This window comes from Dellaglioa sp. CoH-55-MRSF-9 (genome assembly GCF_056782155.1).
Map to the genome: position 1 here is coordinate 88,505 of NZ_JBXAYG010000004.1, position 19,722 is coordinate 108,226.

14 protein-coding genes are annotated in these 19,722 nt (G+C 29.9%); all 14 read left to right on the top strand.

The genetic code is table 11. The features are described from left to right. The first annotated feature begins 5 nt into the window (after nucleotides 1–5). The 14 genes from AC1RPV_RS05615 (at nucleotide 6) to mnmA (ending at nucleotide 19,643) form a co-directional block, all read left to right on the top strand. Nucleotides 6–788, top strand: coding sequence for a YlmH family RNA-binding protein (locus AC1RPV_RS05615; protein ID WP_481761684.1), 783 nt, complete (start codon nucleotides 6–8; stop codon nucleotides 786–788). 19 nt (nucleotides 789–807) lie between these two features. Beyond that, nucleotides 808–1,506, top strand: coding sequence for a DivIVA domain-containing protein (locus AC1RPV_RS05620; protein WP_409022377.1), 699 nt, complete (start codon nucleotides 808–810; stop codon nucleotides 1,504–1,506). A gap of 281 nt (nucleotides 1,507–1,787) precedes the next feature. Beyond that, nucleotides 1,788–4,571, top strand: coding sequence for an isoleucine--tRNA ligase (gene ileS / locus AC1RPV_RS05625; RefSeq protein WP_481761685.1), 2,784 nt, complete (start codon nucleotides 1,788–1,790; stop codon nucleotides 4,569–4,571). A 118-nt stretch (nucleotides 4,572–4,689) separates the two neighbouring features. Continuing rightward, nucleotides 4,690–5,664: a diaminopimelate epimerase gene (gene dapF, locus AC1RPV_RS05630; RefSeq protein ID WP_481761686.1), complete on the top strand. Its 975-nt coding sequence runs from the start codon at nucleotides 4,690–4,692 to the stop codon at nucleotides 5,662–5,664. 82 nt (nucleotides 5,665–5,746) lie between these two features. Continuing rightward, complete coding sequence (locus tag AC1RPV_RS05635; RefSeq protein WP_481761687.1) at nucleotides 5,747–6,670, top strand: alpha/beta hydrolase; 924 nt, start codon at nucleotides 5,747–5,749, stop codon at nucleotides 6,668–6,670. Between the two features lie 27 nt (nucleotides 6,671–6,697). Continuing rightward, nucleotides 6,698–7,258 (top strand): NUDIX domain-containing protein, encoded by a 561-nt coding sequence (locus AC1RPV_RS05640; protein ID WP_481761688.1) that lies wholly within the window; start codon nucleotides 6,698–6,700, stop codon nucleotides 7,256–7,258. Beyond that, on the top strand, nucleotides 7,251–7,508 hold the full coding sequence (locus AC1RPV_RS05645; RefSeq protein ID WP_481761689.1) for a DUF1328 domain-containing protein: 258 nt from the start codon (nucleotides 7,251–7,253) through the stop codon (nucleotides 7,506–7,508). Before AC1RPV_RS05640 ends, AC1RPV_RS05645 begins: the two co-directional genes overlap by 8 nt. Nucleotides 7,509–7,536: 28 nt before the next feature. After that, nucleotides 7,537–8,220 (top strand): 5'-methylthioadenosine/adenosylhomocysteine nucleosidase, encoded by a 684-nt coding sequence (locus AC1RPV_RS05650; RefSeq protein ID WP_481761690.1) that lies wholly within the window; start codon nucleotides 7,537–7,539, stop codon nucleotides 8,218–8,220. 24 nt (nucleotides 8,221–8,244) lie between these two features. After that, nucleotides 8,245–9,393, top strand: a complete 1,149-nt coding sequence (locus tag AC1RPV_RS05655) for a cysteine desulfurase family protein (RefSeq protein ID WP_481761691.1) — start codon at nucleotides 8,245–8,247, stop codon at nucleotides 9,391–9,393. 13 nt (nucleotides 9,394–9,406) lie between these two features. Further along, on the top strand, nucleotides 9,407–9,757 hold the full coding sequence (locus AC1RPV_RS05660) for a DUF1831 domain-containing protein (RefSeq protein ID WP_481761692.1): 351 nt from the start codon (nucleotides 9,407–9,409) through the stop codon (nucleotides 9,755–9,757). Between the two features lie 142 nt (nucleotides 9,758–9,899). Beyond that, entirely contained in the window at nucleotides 9,900–11,771 is a 1,872-nt protein-coding gene (dptF, locus tag AC1RPV_RS05665; RefSeq protein ID WP_481761693.1) for a DNA phosphorothioation-dependent restriction protein DptF, read from the top strand. Further along, the gene (gene dptG / locus AC1RPV_RS05670) at nucleotides 11,771–13,096 is read left to right on the top strand and encodes a DNA phosphorothioation-dependent restriction protein DptG (protein ID WP_481761694.1); all 1,326 of its coding nucleotides are present in this window, start codon (nucleotides 11,771–11,773) and stop codon (nucleotides 13,094–13,096) included. The genes dptF and dptG overlap by 1 nt, the downstream gene beginning before the upstream one ends. Beyond that, nucleotides 13,077–18,377 (top strand): helicase HerA domain-containing protein, encoded by a 5,301-nt coding sequence (locus tag AC1RPV_RS05675; RefSeq protein WP_481761695.1) that lies wholly within the window; start codon nucleotides 13,077–13,079, stop codon nucleotides 18,375–18,377. Before dptG ends, AC1RPV_RS05675 begins: the two co-directional genes overlap by 20 nt. 126 nt (nucleotides 18,378–18,503) lie before the next feature. Further along, nucleotides 18,504–19,643: a tRNA 2-thiouridine(34) synthase MnmA gene (mnmA, locus tag AC1RPV_RS05680; RefSeq protein WP_409022386.1), complete on the top strand. Its 1,140-nt coding sequence runs from the start codon at nucleotides 18,504–18,506 to the stop codon at nucleotides 19,641–19,643. Nucleotides 19,644–19,722: the final 79 nt, after the last annotated feature.

The following is a 19,722-nucleotide window of genomic DNA, read 5'->3' on the forward strand; positions in this document are numbered from 1 at the left end:
GATATATGAATGATACAATTTACCAACATTTCAGGTCCGACGAAAAAGAAATTATTGATACATTGTCAGATTATATCGAGCAAGCTAAATCAGAGTACAGGGCAGTTCTAACTCATTTTTTAAATCCTAGAGAGGCACATATTGCGACCTATCTATTAGGCCAAAATGACGAAATTAGTTTAAAATTATTTGGTGGCACGAAAGAAGCTGAACGAAAAAGATTACTTTTTTATCCAGCGTATTTCGATGTTCAAGATAGTGATTTTGATTTACAACTTATTGAAATTAAGTATCCAATAAAATTTGCTACCTTAAAACATGGACAAATTTTGGGAACTTTGGCTAATGCGGGATTAGATAGAGAAGTACTTGGTGATATTTTAACAGATGGTCAGCAATGGCAGGTTGTTGTTGAAAAAAAGATGGCTAATTATTTGATTAGTCAAGTTGATCGTATTGGTAAAATTAAGGTATCACTTGAAGAGATTCCTTTTTCACAAACGGTGAGTGTCACAGATGAGTGGCAATCGCAAAATGAATTAGTTTCATCGTTACGAATCGATTCAGTCATATCAGCTGTTTATAATATGTCTCGACAAAACGCCAAAAATTTAGTTAATTCTGAAAAAGTTAGTTTAAATTGGCAAGTTATTAATAAGCCTGATTATGAATTAGCAGAGTTTGATGTTTTGTCAATTCGTGGTTTTGGACGAATCAAGTTAGATTTTATTGCAGGTATGACTAGAAAAGATAAATATAAATTAGAGTTATCAATATTAAAAAAATAAATTTTGAAGGACGTGCAAAATGACTTTAAGTCCATTAGATATTCATAATAAAGAATTTAACGTAAAATTACGAGGCTATGATCAAGACCAGGTTAATGATTTTCTAGATAAAATTATTAAAGATTATGAAATAACGTTAAAAGAAAATGAAAATTTAACTGAAGAAGTTAAAACTAGTAATGAAAAGTTAGAATACTTTAATGATTTAAAAGATTCTTTAAATCAATCAATTATTGTTGCTCAAGAAGCTGCTGATCGCGTTAAGGTTAATGCTAAGCGTGAATCTGAAATTATTAATAAAGAATCACAAAAGCAAGGTCATGATATTATTGATGAAGCGAATGAAAAAGCTAAACATATTATTGATATGGCTTCAGAAAAAGCTAAAAAATTAGCTGTTGAGACTGATGACTTGAAGAAACAAGCACGTATTTTCCGTCAACGTTTAAAAGTTATGATGGAATCACAATTAGAAGTTGTTAAAAGTTCTGATTGGGACGAAATTTTAAAACAAGGCGAGACAAGCACATATTCTGAAATTCAAGACGTTTTAAAACGTGAAGAAGACAAAGAAAAACGTGAAGCCAAAGAAATAAAAGAATCAGTTAATAATAATGACGATATTGTTGTTACAGAAATTATTGCTGAATCAGATGCAAATGAAGATTCTGAGCAAAATGATCAAGATACAATGGTCATTTTCCCAGATAATAAATAAATTTGAGAATAACAATTATATGATACATTTTTAGCGAGTCGATGATAGTGGAAGGTCGATAATAAGTATTATATAATTTATCATCTCAACGATTTCATTAAACTGAAATGATCAAGTAAGTTTAATCGGCTTCATCTCCGTTATCACGATGATTGAGTGAAATTTAACGTTATATAATGTTAAGTTTCTAAATTTGGGTGGTAACACGAAGACTTCGTCCCTTGTAACGGAGTCTTTTTGTGTATAATGAAATAAAATAACTTTTAAAAGGAGTTTATAATATGAAAATGAAAGAAACCTTAAACTTAGGTAAGACAGAATTTCCAATGCGTGGAAATTTACCAGTTAAAGAAGCAGAGCGTGAAGATGCATGGAGACAAAACGGTGTTTATGAACTAAGACAAAAGTTAAATGAAAAGAAACCAAGTTTCATTTTACATGATGGACCTCCATACGCTAATGGTAATATCCATATGGGACATGCTTTAAATAAGATTACGAAGGATATTATCGTTCGTTCAAAATCAATGATGGGCTTCAGATCACCTTTTGTTCCTGGCTGGGATACTCATGGCCTTCCTATTGAACAACAATTGGTTAAACAAGGTGTTGATCGTAAAACCATGTCAAAAGCTGATTTTCGTGAATTATGTGAAAAATATGCTTTGGAGCAAGTTAATTTGCAACGCGAAGATTTTAAACGTTTAGGCGTTGCAGCTGAATGGGATAGCCCATACATGACTTTACAACCTGAATTTGAAGCTGAAGAAATCAGAATGTTTGGTGAAATGGCTGAAAAAGGTTACATCTATAAAGGTAAAAAACCAATTTATTGGTCACCATCGTCTGAATCAGCATTAGCTGAAGCAGAGATTGAATACCACGATATTAAATCACCATCAATGTATATTACATTTGATGTAGTTGATGGGAAAGATATTTTAGATACAGATACAAAAATGATTATCTGGACAACAACACCATGGACAATTCCAGCTAATTATGGTGTCGCTGTACATCCTGATTATAAATATATCCAAATTAATGCTGATGGGAAAAAATATGTTGTCGCTGAAGAACGTTTAAATATTTTAAAAGAAGAATTTGATTGGGAAAATGTTGAAGTATTAAAAGAATTTTCTGGTCGCGATATGGAATATATGACAGTGCAACATCCATTATATGATCGTACATCATTAGTTATTCTAGGTTACCATGTTACTTTAGATTCTGGTACAGGACTTGTTCATACTGCTCCAGGACATGGTGAAGATGATTTTATTGCTGGACAAAAGTATAAATTACCCGTTGTATCTGTTTTAGATGAAAAAGGTGTCATGAATGAAGATGCGCCTGGATTTGAAGGGATATTTTATGATAAAGCTAATCCATTAGTAACTGATGAATTGAAAGAGAATGGTCATTTACTTAAACTTTCATTCTTTACGCATAGTTATCCACATGATTGGCGTACAAAAAAACCTGTTGTTTTCCGTGCAACGGCACAATGGTTTGCATCAGTAGAGATGTTCCGCGATGATATATTAAAAGAAATTGAAAAAGTTGATTTTAAAAACGAATGGGGTAAGGTTCGTCTTTACAATATGATTAGAGATCGTGGCGATTGGGTGATTTCACGTCAACGTGCTTGGGGCGTTCCATTACCTATCTTCTATGCAGAAGATGGGACACCTATCATTACACCAGAAACAATTGAACATGTTGCTCAATTGTTTGAAAAAAATGGATCAAATATTTGGTTCAAAAATGATGCTAAAGCACTACTTCCTGAAGGATTTACAAGTGAACATAGTCCTAATGGTGAATTTACAAAAGAAGAAGATATCATGGATGTTTGGTTTGATTCAGGTTCTTCACATCGTGGAGTGCTAGGTAAACGTGATAATTTAACGTATCCTGCAGATCTATATATGGAAGGTTCAGATCAATATCGTGGATGGTTTAATTCAAGTGTTATTACATCCGTTGCAACTAATGGAATTGCACCATACAAACAGTTGATGTCACAAGGATTTGTACTTGATGATAAAGGACATAAGATGAGTAAATCGCTTGGGAATATCATTTTACCAAGTAAAGTTATTAAACAATCAGGAGCTGAGATTATCCGATTATGGACAGCATCAGCAGATACATCTTCTGATATCGCTGTTTCAATGGATATTTTAAAACAAGTCTCTGAAACATATCGTAAGATTAGAAATACATTTAAATTTATTTTGGCTAATACAACTGACTTTGATCCAAATGAAAATGCAATTGCATTTGATGAATTGGCATCAGCAGATAAGTATATGTTAATTAAATTAAATACATTTTCAAAAGAGGTTTTGGATGATTATGCTGAATATGATTTCTTAGCAATTTACAAAAAAGTGATTACATTTATTTCAAATGACTTATCAGCATTCTATTTAGATATTGCAAAAGATATCGTTTATATTGAAGCTGAAGATAGTTTTGAAAGACGCTCAATGCAAACTGTTCTATACCAGATTGTAACAACAATGGCTAAGTTATTAACACCTATCTTGCCACATACAACTGAAGAAGTTTGGGACTATTTGAAAGAACCAGAAGAATATGTTCAATTAAGTGAAATGCCAGAAGTTGCCCATTTTGATGGTGAAATTAAAATTGTTGAAAATTGGCAAGCATTCATGAAAATTCGTTCATATGTCTTAAAGGCTTTGGAAGATGCGCGTGATGCAAAATTAATTGGGAAATCATTTGAAGCAAAAGTTATTTTATATGTGAATGATTCTGATAAAGAATTACTTAACGTACTTGATACGGATATCCGTCAACAATTGATTGTTTCTGATTTAGAAATTTTATCTATTGATGATGTTCCAGAAGATGCAACTAATTTTGATAACTTAGCTGTTAAAGTTGAAGTAGCTAACGGTGAAGTTTGTCAAAGATGTCGTATGGTTAAGACTGATGTTGGGGAGGATACTGCGTTACCAACGCTCTGTCATCGTTGTGCAACGATTGTTGAACAAGGTTATCCAGAGGCAGTTACAGAAGGTTTTGAAAATTAAATATTTCAAAAAAGGAATAACGTAGAGTTATTCCTTTTTTTGAGTCAAATTGATTACAATCCTAAAAATATAGCGTAATATGTAAGGTATACAATTATAGTGAGAGCAGGTGTTCAATGTGGAATTAGTAAAAGTACATGGATCAGAAAACGATTTTTTTCTTTTAGATCAAACTAAATTAGAGACAGCATTATCAGATGAAAAATTAAAGAATTTAGCAATTCAAATGTGTGATCGAGAATCTGGATTACACGGTGGCTCAGATGGCATTTTAGTCGTTGATAAATCAAGTCATAATGGTGTTCTAGGTCAAATGAGAGTCATCAATGCTGATGGTACAGAGGCTAGTATGTGTGGAAACGGTTTAAGAACTGTTGGGCGCTATTTAGAAACTAAATTTGGACAAACAGAATTTAAAGTTGAGACAATGCATGCTGATTTAGATGTTAAGAAAGCACCAAATCTTCAGGCAGGCGTTGCAGCTTACAATGTCGAAATTTCACCTGTTAGTTTTGAGTCACAAACGTTACCAATGTTTTTACAAAGACAAACATTGGTAGATGAAATTATTCCTGAATTTTCACAAACGTTAAAGTTTTCAGCTGTCTCGGTACCAAATCCGCATTTAATTACTTTTGTTGATCATACAACGTTACAAGGACCGGAACTTGAAAGAATTGCAACTTATTTAAACGGTGAAAATCCGTATTTTCCAGATGGTGTTAACGTTAGTTTTGTTGAAAAATTAGATAATAAATCAATTTTTGTTAGAACTTATGAACGCGGAGTTGGGTTTACTAATGCGTGTGGAACAGCAATGTCTGCTTCAAGTTTAATGTTTGTTCTGTTAAGTGAAGGTAAAGTGCCATTTGGAACTGAAATTAATGTAAAAAATCCTGGTGGTATGGTTAAAACTGTTGTGCATCAAGATGAGAGTGGCAATTACTGGATGTCTCTAATTGGTAATGCAACTAATGTTGCGAATATAACAATTGAGTTAGCTGATGCTCTGAATGGTGATTTTTCTAAGGCCAAATGGATATCAACTAATGAACAGGATGCTTATTTAAAGTTTATATTAAGTATTATGTAATTTTATGGGGGTAAAAGACATAAATGACTGTCTTTTATCCTTTTTTTAATTTAAAATAAAGGGAAACGCTTGAGGAAATTTAATGAAAAAATGGATCATTGGAATTTGTTTAATGCTGATAATAATTGGCTTTGTTATTTTTGGCATTAGTTATTATTTATTTGAATATGCGGAGACACCAACCAATAAGGAATTTATTAATTCAGAACCTAAAAGTGCTGAGTTAAAGAAAGAATACACTTGGTTAAAACAAGTTAAAAAATTAAATTGGCAGATCAAATCTGAAGATAATTTAAAGCTTAAAGCAATTTATGTTCCTGCAGAAAGTAAAACTAATAAAACAATATTTGTTGCTCATGGATTTATGGGAAAGAAAGAAGAAATGGTCCGCTTTATTCATTTTTATCATGACAAAGGCTATAATGTTCTTGCACCAGATGCAAGAGCACATGGCCAAAGTCAAGGTGATTATATTGGTTATGGTTGGTTAGAGAGAAAAGATAATTTACAGTGGCTTGATAAAGTAATTAAATATAAAGGTACAGATTCAAAAATTACTCTATTCGGTGTTAGTATGGGTGGCGCAACGGTTATGATGTTGAGTGGAGAGAAAAAATTGCCTTCACAAGTTAAGGCAATTATTGAAGACTGTGGCTATACAAGTGTGGCTGATGAGTTAACTTATCAGTTGAAACAGATGTATAAGTTACCTAAAATCCCTATTATCCCTATTGCTAGTCTGATATCAAAAGTTAAAGCAGGTTACTCATTTTATGAAGCAAGTTCAATTAAGCAATTAAATCATAATAAGTTACCTGTGTTATTTATTCATGGTAGTGACGATAAATTTGTTCCGACTGAGATGATTTATCAAAATTATGCTGCGACAAGAGGACCTAAAGAAATTTTCATTGCACATGGTGCTAAACATGCTACGTCATTTACAAAAGATAAAGTTGAGTATGAAAAGAAAGTAACTCATTTTTTAAAACAATATTTTAACTAGGAAAAGTAAAATAACGAGGTTAATTAAATGAATTTAGAAGAAAAAGTTTTATCAGAAGAATTAATATTCAAAGGACATGTTATAGAAGTTGTTAATGAGACGGTTAAACTACCAAATGGTGAACAATCAAATAGAGAAATCGTACATCATCATGGTGCTGTAGGTATATTAGCAATAACGGATGAAGAAAAAATTGTTCTAGTTAACCAGTGGAGAGCACCTATTAGGAAGACATCATTAGAAATTCCGGCCGGTAAAATTGATGGCGATGATCATAATTTAATCGAGACTGCAACACGTGAACTGAATGAAGAAACACGCTATGAAGCTAAACATTTAGCTGAAATATATGGGTTTCATTCAGCATTAGGATTTGCGGACGAATATTTAACGCTATTCTATGCGACTGGATTAGAAAATGTAGATAACGAGTTACCTCAGGATATTGATGAATTTTTAAATGTAGTCGAATTGACGTTTAATGAGGTTCAAGCTAAAATTAAATCTGGTGAAATAACTGATGTTAAAACTATTTTAGCGGTTAATCATTGGGAAATTGAACGATTAAAAGGTGAATTACATGGATGATGAAAAAAAGTTATCGAGAAGTGAATATCAGAGATTACAAGAATTAAAGAATGATCCTGAATTTCGACAAAAAGAACGTCAACGAGTTGAAAAGGAATACCAAGATGAACATCCAACAAGAAGCTCATCTTCAGAACAACCAGAAAAAACAAATAAAAAAAGTAAATTAAACCAATTTTTGAATTGGACAATTGTATTTTTAGTTATTGCAATTGTAATTGTATTTTTAGCTTTATTCTTATTACCTTAGATATTAATAAAAAATGGAGGGTAACAACATGATTTACGGTATTTTATGTGCAATGGAGGAAGAAATTCTTTCGCTTAGAAGTCATCTAGAGAATAGAAAAGACAAAGAAATTGGCGGGATTTCATTTTATACAGGCCAAATTAATGGAAAAGAAGTTGTTTTGGTTAGATCTGGTATTGGTAAGGTACAAGCAGGGATGACAACAGCCCTTTTAATTGCAGAATTTGGAGTAACAGCCGTTATTAATTCTGGTTCAGCTGGTGGTATTGGTAATGGACTTAAAATTGGAGATGTGGTCTTAGCCACAGAAGTTGCCTATCATGATGTTGATGCAACAGCTTTTGGATATGAAATTGGTCAATTACCCCAACAACCAACTAAATACTTGGCAGATACAAATTTAAACGATGCAATTAAAAAAGCGGCTCAAGAAAATGATTTAAGTATAAAACCAGGACTAATTGTATCTGGTGATCAATTTATAGCAAGTCAAGCTCAGACAGATGTCATACTTAATCATTTTCCTGATGCTCTTTGTAGTGAAATGGAAAGTGCCGCAGTTGGTCAGGCAGCACACCAATTTGGTATTCCATTCACTATTGTTAGAGCGATGTCAGATGTTGGCGATGAAGAAGCTGGACAAACATTTGATGATTTTATTATTGAAGCTGGTCAAAAATCAGCACGAATGATTCTATCATTATTAAGCTAAATTAAAAGGAGATAAACTAAATTAATGTCAGGAATATACTTAGATAACGCAGCAACCACACCAATGGCAAATGAAGTCGTTGAAGTGATGACAGATATGATGAAGAGCACCTTCGGGAATGCCTCAAGTACACATCAATTTGGACGTTCAGCACGAATGGTGCTTGATGATAGTCGACAAATTATTGCAAATAGTATTCATGCAAAAGAATCAGAAATCATCTTTACAAGTGGTGGTACTGAGAGTGATAATATGGCTATTATGCAAACAGCTATTCAGAGAAAAACATTAGGTAAGCATTTAATCACAACAGCAGTAGAGCACCAGGCTATTTTAAAAACAATGAAATATTTAGAATCAATTGGATTTGAAGTTACTTATTTACCAGTTAATGAAGATGGTGTTATCAATATAGTCGATTTTAAAGAGGCTTTAAGAGATGATACAATTCTTGTTTCAATCATGATGGGTAACAATGAGACGGGAAGTCATATGCCAATTCATGAAGTTGGTGAGATTTTAAAGGATCATCAAGCTTGGTTCCATACGGATGCTGTTCAAGCTTATGGACTACTGGATATAGATGTTAATGAGGATCATATAGATATGTTATCAACATCAGCCCATAAATTGAATGGGCCTAAATTTTTAGGCTTTCTCTATAGAAGAGAATCTATATTTTTCCCTCCCTTTATTAAAGGTGGGGAGCAAGAAGACAAGAGACGAGCAGGGACAGAAAACATACCAGCAATTGCAGGTTTTGCTAAAGCTGTTTCTTTAATCTCAGATGATGAAAAACAAGTACGACAATTAAAGTATCAAGGCTTCAAAAAGCAAATTATAGCGGGATTAGATGATAACCATATTGATTTTGAAATTAATGGGACACTCTCAGATGATAACTTACAACATGTCTTTAATATTTGGATAAAAGGTATTCAAACTGAAGTATTACAGACCCGGTTAGATTTGGCAGGTATTGCTGTTTCTGGTGGCTCTGCATGTACTGCTGGTAATCTCGAACCTTCACATGTATTAATGGCTATGTACGGTGAAAAGAGTCCGAGAGTCACAGAATCTATTCGATTGAGTTTTGGAAAAGATAATACAGCTGAAGAGATAGATACTTTTATAGTACAATTAGTTAGAATAGTTGGTAGATTGAAAAAATAGGGGGAATTTAATAATGGCATTTGAAAAAAGTATTCAACTTTTAGGAGATACAGTAACTTATGAATTGAGTTCTGATGTAAAAAAATATACGTTAAGAGATTTAGGATTTGCAGAAACTAAAGCAGGTAATTTTCAATTGGAGAGATCTTTAGATCCTAATTCACCTTTCAATAAGGGCATTAAAGTTAAAGTTATCGTTGATAAGTCATTAACTGGATTTAAAATGTCAACGACGACTGCTAATGGACTTAAAGCAGTTAATATATTTCATGGTGAAGATAAAAAAGCTGAAACTGAACAATTTGATTATGTGATTGGTCAATTAATTGATAGGGATGTTTTGAAAAAGGTATTGTCAAAATGACAATACCTTTTTTATTATTATTAATAGTATTTTATAAGGGTATATTAACTATGAAGTATTATAAGGATGTTTTTGTATGTACGTTTTTAGATTGAAAAGGTATAATAAAGCGTATTCACTATATTCAATAGGAGATGAAATAATGGATTTATATTTGATGAAAGCAGAATCATTATATAAAATATTGATTAAAAAATTTGAAGTATCTTTTGAAGGGTCTAAGGTAGAATTCTCGTTAGATGATTTGTATAGTTTGGGATTGAAATTAAGAAGTAAGAAGTTAATTTCAGATATTGATTTTGAAAAACTTAGAATAGTTGCAATTACTCATGACATAAATAAGTTAGAAGAAATACACCAATATTTTGATGTATTTAAGAAAGATAAAAATATAACAGAATCTGCTCTGGCACAGATGTTAAAAAAATTATCATTTGAAGCAAAAGATTCTGTAATTGATGCAAGTGATTTTAGTGCTTTTAATGAATATATGCACGTAGAACGAGAAATACAACATAGGTTAGAGAAGATAATTCTTAATAAAATACAGAGAGAAAAAAGTTCTTTAACTTTTATTGTAGGAAATGTAGGAGATGGAAAATCGCATCTATTATCTTACATGAATAATCAATATTTTGATATTTTTAAAAAAAATAAAGTATATATACATAATGATGCAACGGAAAGCATTAATCCTAATTTATCATCTATTGATTCGTTAATGGATATTCTCACAAAGAATAAGAATGAAATTGAAGGTTATAAACATGTTATTATTGCTATTAATTTAGGGGTAGTTAAGAGATTACTTCATAAAATAAAGTCAGATTCGACATTAAGTGAAATTACAATTGCATTGAGTAATATAGAAAAAAATAATCAGGAAAATATAGAAGATAAAAAAGTATCAGTGATTTCATTTTTTAATAATGCAAACTTTGAAATTGATGAGACGGGTGTGAACAGCTTATATTATGATCAAATTTTTAAAAAAATATGTTTAAAAGAAGAAAATAATCCATTTTATAATGCTTACAGAAATGATTTAGAAAATGGCTATGATAAAGTTGAACATATTAATTATGAGCTGTTCTTAAATAAGAAAGTCCAAGAAGCAATTAAATATTTATTGATAAGAATTCAAGTTTCTAATGGTATAATCATCTCCACTCGAGATGTATTGAACTTTATTCACGATATTATTATACCAGCAAAGGAAATTAAAAGTAATTACACATCATATTTACCTTATTTATTATTTGAAAGCCAAAATAAGTCTGAGATATTAAAAGCTATTTATTTTCTTGATCCATCACGAAATTCAAATAAAAAAATTGATGAATTTAATGTTGAGGTATACAACTATGATGATGAGTATGTTGATAAAATTGAAGATAAAATTGAAGATAATGAAAGAGCAATTCAAAAAGTTATAGAATCTGTTGGTAAATTAGATACGGATAGACATAAAATTCGAGTTAACACATTTCTTAGAGTTCAATTTTTATTAGATTATCAAAATGAGTTATTTGATAATGAAAATTATTTTTCTTTTCTAAGTATTCTTTCAAAAAATGTAAGACAAATTAAAGAGTTGGCAAAATTGATACAAAGCAATGTATTACGGTGGAACGGTCAAACTGTAAAAGGATTCGCGTTTATAAATAATTTGAGTTTAAAAACTAGAGTTGCAGTGCCATTAAGATTAAACTATGTAGATTTTGAAATTAACAAGTTTGAAATTAATATGTGTTTTAAAGATACAAGTAATGAAGCTGAATATTTTGTTAAAATAGATTTTGAAGATTATGTGCTATTGACAAAAATTCATAATGGATATGTTATTTCTAATATTGAACGGTCAGAGGCAATGAATTTTAACAATTTTGTATTTAACATATTACTGAATACTAATAACAATGAAACTGTTATTGTTGGTAATATAAATGATGGATATCTATATAAAATAGAGAATAATGGGATTGATTATGAAGTATCAGAGGTGAAAATATAATGTCTATTGAATTAGAAAATTTAAAAAAACATTTGGAAATGGATAAAGGAAAGATAAAAAATAATCATCATAAATCAGGACAATTATTACCGTTTATGACCCGTGAGCCAGAGAGAGCAAAATTTGAAAATGGATTTGCACCAATTATAGGTAATTTAGCAAGGATTAGCATTAACAAAGGTGAGATATCAAAGGATACTAAATCCTTTGATAAGGATATAAGTGATGATTTTGATTTATCTAAAATAGGTAATAAAGATAAATTTTTAAAATTATTTTCTAATTCGGCACTTGATGAAATTTATATTCCCAAGTTGCTGGCGTATAAAAAGTCGAACGAAAAAAAAAGTTCAAGTGGAGAATTAAAGATTGCAGCATTTTTAAATTATACACTTGAGCTAGAGAAAAATAATATGTGGATTGAATTTATAAATAAAAAAGATGAGCACAATCTTTATGAAAAAATTATTATAGAAAATTTACATGAACTAACTAATAATAATATAAAAAAAGAAAAATTTGTTTCAATTGGTGACCAAAGTATATTCTTAGATTATTTTAATCATGATTTGAACAATTTTATGAAAAATACAACATTTTTTATGAAAAATATTGATACATTTTTTAGCTACTATTATTTTTTCATAATTAGTCAAATAATAATGAATATTGGAACCTTCGATGAGTTTAATAAAAAAAATATTTTTTTTGCACTTGATACGGAAAAAATATCAGGTTCAAGACCAACAAATGATAGAGGTTATGCTCAAGTTAAAGAAAACGCAACTGATTTGTTAGTTAACGTTGATTTATTAGATTATTTAAATTTATTAGTTCCTAGTGAAAAATTTTATAGTTTATTTCAGTTAACAGATATAAATTTTGAATATTCAATAGAACTTAGAAATAATTTAAGTGAATTTTTAAATGAGTTTTTGGAGGATGATATAAGCATGTCATCTGAAAATAATATAAAGGATAATATAAAACTTTTAAAATTAAAATTAACAAAAAATTTATCCGACGAAACTAAATCTAGATTTTCTAAATCTTTTGAAGCAATAGCAGTAAAATATTTTGTAAAAAGACGTGGTAGACTTGGAAATGTTTTAAACATGACTGATGATACTGTATTGGTGATTACAGCGGGTATAGTTGGTTCAGAAAAAATGCTTGTTAAAGATGTTATTACCGAAATGAGTAATAGAGGAATTTCATTAGATAATATTTCTAAAAGAAAATTAGTAGAAACATATGAAAAAATGAATATTCTTGAAAAATTAAGCGATAGCGGGGATGCACAATATGTCAAACCAATATTATAAATTTTTAATCGAACGGTTATTTAAATGGTTTAAAACCCAAAATATTAGTGCTGGTAGCAGGTATTATTTGAATTTAGATCAAAATAATGAAGTTGTTAGATTCTATAATGCATTTGAAATGAATGATATTATTTCTACTGAAGATTTTGTAATTGATCAAAAGGACGTGCAGTTCCATGGTAAAGTGGTAAATATAAATGGTGTTAACATATTATTTGTTGCAGCAACAGATAAAATGAACTCAGATTTTTTAGTAACACTTAGAAATAGGGTTAGTTTACAATCTGACATATGGAGAAATACGGCACTTTTTATCGTGTGTACTGAAATTCTTGACAGTATATCGGGTGGAGCCATGAATGTTAGTCACGGAAATGGGCCTTTTTCTGTTGATAAAATTAAACACGATTTAAAAAGTGAAATAGAAAAGTCCGGGTTATCGGACGCTAACCAAGTAGTATTAGAAGAGTTTAAAAAGAATATAATTTTGGAAGATTCAATGAACTTAACATTATTAGATTTTGCCAGTATTTTTTCAATTTTAGAAAAATCAGAGATTACTCCGGATGACTATAAAAATATGGGTTATTTTTATGATACACAAATACAAACGTATGATGCTGATAATATTAAAAAAAGATTAAGAGAAAATAAGCAAGATTTTCAAAAGATTGGTGGTTGGCAAGAATATAATACTGTTGAAGATAAAATAGTTAACTACACGCAAGCAGATTTAGAATCAATGAGTATGTTGAAAGAAAAGGATATTTGGATGGATGTCGATTTTTCAAAAATAAAAAGAGGAAAAGAAAAATTAAAAGAATTAAGAAAAGATACAATTATTTATCAATCAGATAAAATAAATAAAGTTAATCCTGATTTAATTATATATGACCGAAGTAGAGAAAATGGTGAAAATAAAAATTCTGTTAAGTACAAAAACAGATTTATTTTAATATTTAAAAATAATATTAATCATGAAAATAATCAATTGATAATAAAACTTCCTTTTGATGATTCTGTGAAGGCATCAAGAATTAATAAAAGTAAGAGCCATATAATTGATGGGAAATCTGCTGAATTTACTGCAGATGGTAATAATTTAAAAATTATTGTAAACGACTTCAATGTGATGGATATATATGGAATTAAGACCTCATATGAACATTCAAAGGCACAGAAATATACATTTCAAATAATTTATTTACCATTTTCTCAAGACATATTTAATAATATATTATCGAGTTATCGTGTAAAAATAACTAAATCTAAGATGGAGATTCAGTTAGAATACGAAAAAAATTATATAATTGGTGGTACAGATTTTATTGATGAGGTTGATTATGATCAGATTAAATATAATGTAATTCCTATTTCAGATGAAGTGGGTGTAAATATTAATTTTGAAAATATTGATTCAGATGAAAGTGAGAATGAATTTAAGCTAGTTAATGAAGGCATTGAAATACCATTTTCAATTTTAGATAATAGTCAGAAGCCGGTTCCCAGAAGTGGTTTGTTTATAGAAAAAAATAGGCGTAAGGCTAATGAAAGTTTAATTTTTGATGGGGCTAAAATAATTAATGGTACAGAAAAATATTATGTCTTTAGTGAAAATAAGAAGTTGTTGAATTATGAAGTAGATATTATTAAACAACAAATATTGTATGCAAAAATAGATGATTCAATTGTCACTAGTATTGAAGTTCAGATACCTGAACAAATAAGAATAGACTATATTCTTATTTGTAAGCTATTAAAAGAAAGAAATACTATTTTAAGTTTAAGTTATTTTGATCAAGAATTATTGAAAGCTCTTAATAAATATTGTGATGATTTTGATGAAGTAATTAATCAAATCTCCGAAGAAAGACTTACATTGGAATTAAAAGATTTATATAAAATGGGTACAGTAGAAATCGATGGGGAAATAGCTTATACACCTTTACATCCAGTATTGATTAAATATCAACTAGAGTTATTAAAAAGGACAGAATTTCAATCTATACCTGAAAATTTTATTCGAACGTTAAATCCAAGTGGATTAGTTCCATATATATCAAAAAATGGGGGACTATTAAAATCAAATTTTGATGATAGTTCGCCTAGATGGTTATTCTTTAATGAATTTAAAAAATCAAAAATATCAGCGATTTCTAGAAATATTATTACTTCTAGAATGTTAGATTTTTATAAGCATTTTCATTATCTTTTTGAAGTAAGTTCTGATTATGCATTAAATGCTTCAATGCATAATATTAACGATGATAAAACAATATTAAAGAGTACGATTGATTTTATGTTAAAACAGCTTCAAAATACTAAACAAGGGTTTAAATTAGAAAATATGCATCCTGTTAATTTATATATAAATAACGATAAAAAAATTCTTAATCCAATATATGACCAATTTAATCAAATTATAACGGCAGCTGATTTTGAAAATTTATTTTCTGAAAAATTTATGGGAGATAAAATTAATGATTATGCTAATGAAGACGTAATTAAAGTATTAAAATCGCGGATTAATATTTATCATAATTTTGTTAGACAACCATATAGTCATGTTTCATTTTATAAGATGGATGTCGAGAGTAATGCCAATAGTTTTAAATCAGATAAGCTGGAAATGAATTATACTTTAGGCGGTCTAATAAGTGGTAAAAAATATAGTCTTGATAAAAAAATGTTTATACAAGGATTCGGTGTAAATATGGATTCAAAATATTTACATCGGCCATTGATCAAATTTATGTATGATTGGAATGCATTTAGTGTAGCCAACAATGCGGAAACAAATGTTTATCAAGCAGGAATTACGAATGTAAATAACATTCCAAGTTTTGAAAGTGAAGATGGTCATTTTGATGATATATTAACGAATATTATGGAAAATAGTAATTGGGTAACGTTATTGGATCCAGATATCAGTTTGGATTATTTTTCGGAACGTAATGATTTATATATTATTCATTATACAGATCAAAGTAACACTTCAAATTATGAGTCAATAACTTTTACAAACCAAATTGAACAATATAGTTTAATTATCAATGATAAGATAGAAAGATATGACAAAACTATAATTAAAAATAAAGAAACAAGTTTAAATATTATTAAATCATTTAACATTATTAATGGAGAATGGCTTCTAAAAATTATCGGAGATAAAACGAATCACAATATAGTGAGGGAAAAGTTAAGTATTATTTCGGCGTATAAAGAATTAATGGGTATTTTAGAAACTGAGAATATTATTTGGGTGCCCATATCGCTAGAAGAGATATTAAGAGTTTCTGGAATGGTTGGCATGAGCCAAAAAGAAGGATTATTTACAGCAAAAAATCTAGGAATGACAGGAGCTACAAGTGATGATCTGTTATTCATGGGTGTTGAAGTAGGAGAAAATTTAAAAATTCATTTGTTTCCTGTCGAAGTTAAAGTTGGACAGAACCATTCGGATGTTATATCTAAGGCAACGTTGCAGGCGGTTAATACGGCAGAAACAATAAATGAGGCGCTGAGGGATGAAAATAAATTTAAATCCGAATATTACCGTAATTTTTTTATGACAATATATTTAGCTAATCTAAAAAAAATGTTTAATAACAAGTTAATAAATGCAGAACTATATAAAAAAATTCAAGATAATGATGATAAGTTATTGAATAATGATTTTATAATTTCAAATGAATTAAACGAATATTATGGCAAGGCTTTCATTGTTTCATTTGGTGATAGAAATGATAGTCGGAGAATTCTTAGAAAGGAATTAGGCGGTAAGAATATAACTGAAATTAAACTTCCTGAGGGTGACGCATACATTTATGCAAGTAAGGGATTAAATGAAATCATCTCAGAAATTAAAAGTGGAAAATTGGGATTTCCGGAAGAAAGCCTTTTAAAAAATATTTTGCATGATGATAGTTATCAAGAAACTATCGATACTGATAAAGGAAAAAATATTATTATAAACAAAGAATTAGATACAGAGTCAGCTTATGAATATTGTGAAAATAAGGATAAAAAAAATTTTGAAGATAACAACGAAATTAAATCTATAAATAGTATAAATGAAAGTCAAAGTCAATATTCGAATATAAATGAACTTTCTGATTTTGAAATAGAATATCCTGAAAATACATTTTCTGAAAAAACTAGAATTAAATTAGGCGTTAAAAAAGGTAGTGTTGATGAAGCTTATTGGGAGTATGGAAATCCAGGGCTTTCAAATAGGCACATGATTATTACGGGTAAGTCTGGGCAGGGGAAGACTTACTTTGTTCAAACATTACTGTATGAGTTGGCTAATAAAAATATTAATAGTTTGGTAGTTGATTATACTGATGGATTTTTGGAAAATCAATTGGATAAAAATTTTGTTAGCAAAATGAGACATGATAATAAAATTCAATTTCACTTAGTTAAAGCGGGGGATAAATTACCTATAAATCCATTTAATCTTCAAGAAATAGATTATGGTGGTGGAACCTTTATTACTGAAGATGTAAATGATATGGCAGACCGAGTATCTCAAATGTTAGATAACGTTTTTGAGTTAGGCACTCAGCAAAGGTATTCATTGAAAACTGCAATAAGTGATGGTTATGCAAGAAACGGTAAATCATTTACCTTTTTACATTTAAAAAATATATTAAGTGACGAAGATGAATTCAAGGATGGGTTAAAAATAGTAGGTAGACTAGATATGTTATTGAGTTCAAATCCTTTCACTTATACTAAAGATTCCAAAAACTGGGAGTCATATTTAAATAAAGATGGAACTATTCATATTTTTCAATTAAAAGGATTTCAACATGATATACAAAAAGTTATTACTGAATTTGTACTTTGGGATTTGTTTAATTATCTTCAAAGTATTGGAAATACAGAAGAAAATCCAATTCCAGTGGTACTTGATGAAATACAAAATTTAAATTTTAAAGATAACTCTCCAACTGTTAAAATTTTAAAAGAAGGAAGAAAATTCGGTTGGTCAGGAATTTTTGCAACTCAATCTATATCAGCTATTAAGGGTGATATCAGTAGTGTCTATAATGCATCTGAGCAAGTTAATTTTTTACCATTGGAAGACCAAGTTAAACTTATTGCGAACACGCTATCTTTAGATAAAGACAGTAATCAACAATATCAATATCTTTTATCTAATTTACAAAAAGGCGAAAGTATTATTAAAGGGCCTATGCTTAATGGTACCAATCAAGTGGTATCACGAATAGAATCTATTAAAATAAGTGGATTTGATGATCGTATAAACTAAGTAAAGTAAATTATGACACACTAGGGTTGTATTAGTATATATTATTGGTATAATAGTACTTACTGAAATAGTGCGACCTTCAAATCGTAGATTTTTTCAGAATCTAATTGAAATGATGGTGATAGTATGCCAGATAATAGTAAAACTCGTGTCGTTGTTGGGATGAGTGGTGGCGTCGATTCATCAGTTGTTGCTTATTTATTAAAGCAACAAGGTTATGATGTAGTTGGTGTCTTCATGAAAAACTGGGACGATACGGACGAAATGGGTGTTTGTACTGCAACAGAAGATTACAAAGATGTTGCTAAAGTAGCAAACAAAATTGGAATTCCTTATTATTCCGTTAATTTTGAAAAAGAATATTGGGATCGCGTATTCACATATTTCTTGGATGAATATAAAAAGGGTCGGACACCAAATCCAGATGTGATGTGTAATAAAGAAATTAAGTTTAAAGCATTTTTCGATTATGCTATGGAACTTGATGCTGATTACATCGCAATGGGACATTATGCACAAGTTGAGCAAGATGCTGACGGTATTATGCATATGTTACGTGGGGATGATAGTAACAAAGATCAGACTTATTTCTTGAGTCAATTATCACAAAAACAAATTCAAAAAGTTATGTTCCCAATTGGAAACATTGAAAAACCAGAAGTTAGAAGAATTGCTGAAGAAGCTGGACTTTCAACTGCTAAGAAAAAAGATTCAACAGGTATTTGTTTTATCGGCGAAAGAAACTTTACAAAGTTCCTTGGTGAATATTTACCAGCACAAACGGGTAATATGATGACTGTTGACGGTGTAAAAATGGGCGAGCATTATGGTCTTATGAATTATACAATTGGTCAACGTAAAGGTCTTGGTATTGGTGGTACGGGTGAAGGTAACGATCCTTGGTTCGTTGTAGGTAAAGATTTAGCAACAAATACATTGATTGTTGGACAAGGTTACCATAATGATTTACTTTATGCCGATTATCTTGAAGCATCAGAGTTAAGTTTTATGGCACCAATCGATCGCTTTGGCAATGATTTCCATATCACTGCTAAGTTTAGATACCGTCAAACTGATGTTGGTGTGACGGTTCATTTAAATGATGACCGTACAGAAGCTACAGTTGAATTTGATGCACCAGTACGTGCTATTACACCTGGACAGGCTGTTGTCTTTTACGATGGCGCAGAATGCTTAGGTAGTGGTATCATTGACGCTGCATTTAAAAAGTCAACTGAGGGATCAAAACAATTACAATATGTTTAAATTGAATTTATAATAGTTAAGGCACAAACAAATATTTTGTTTGTGCCTTTTTATATTTGTGGCATAATATAATAGAGAT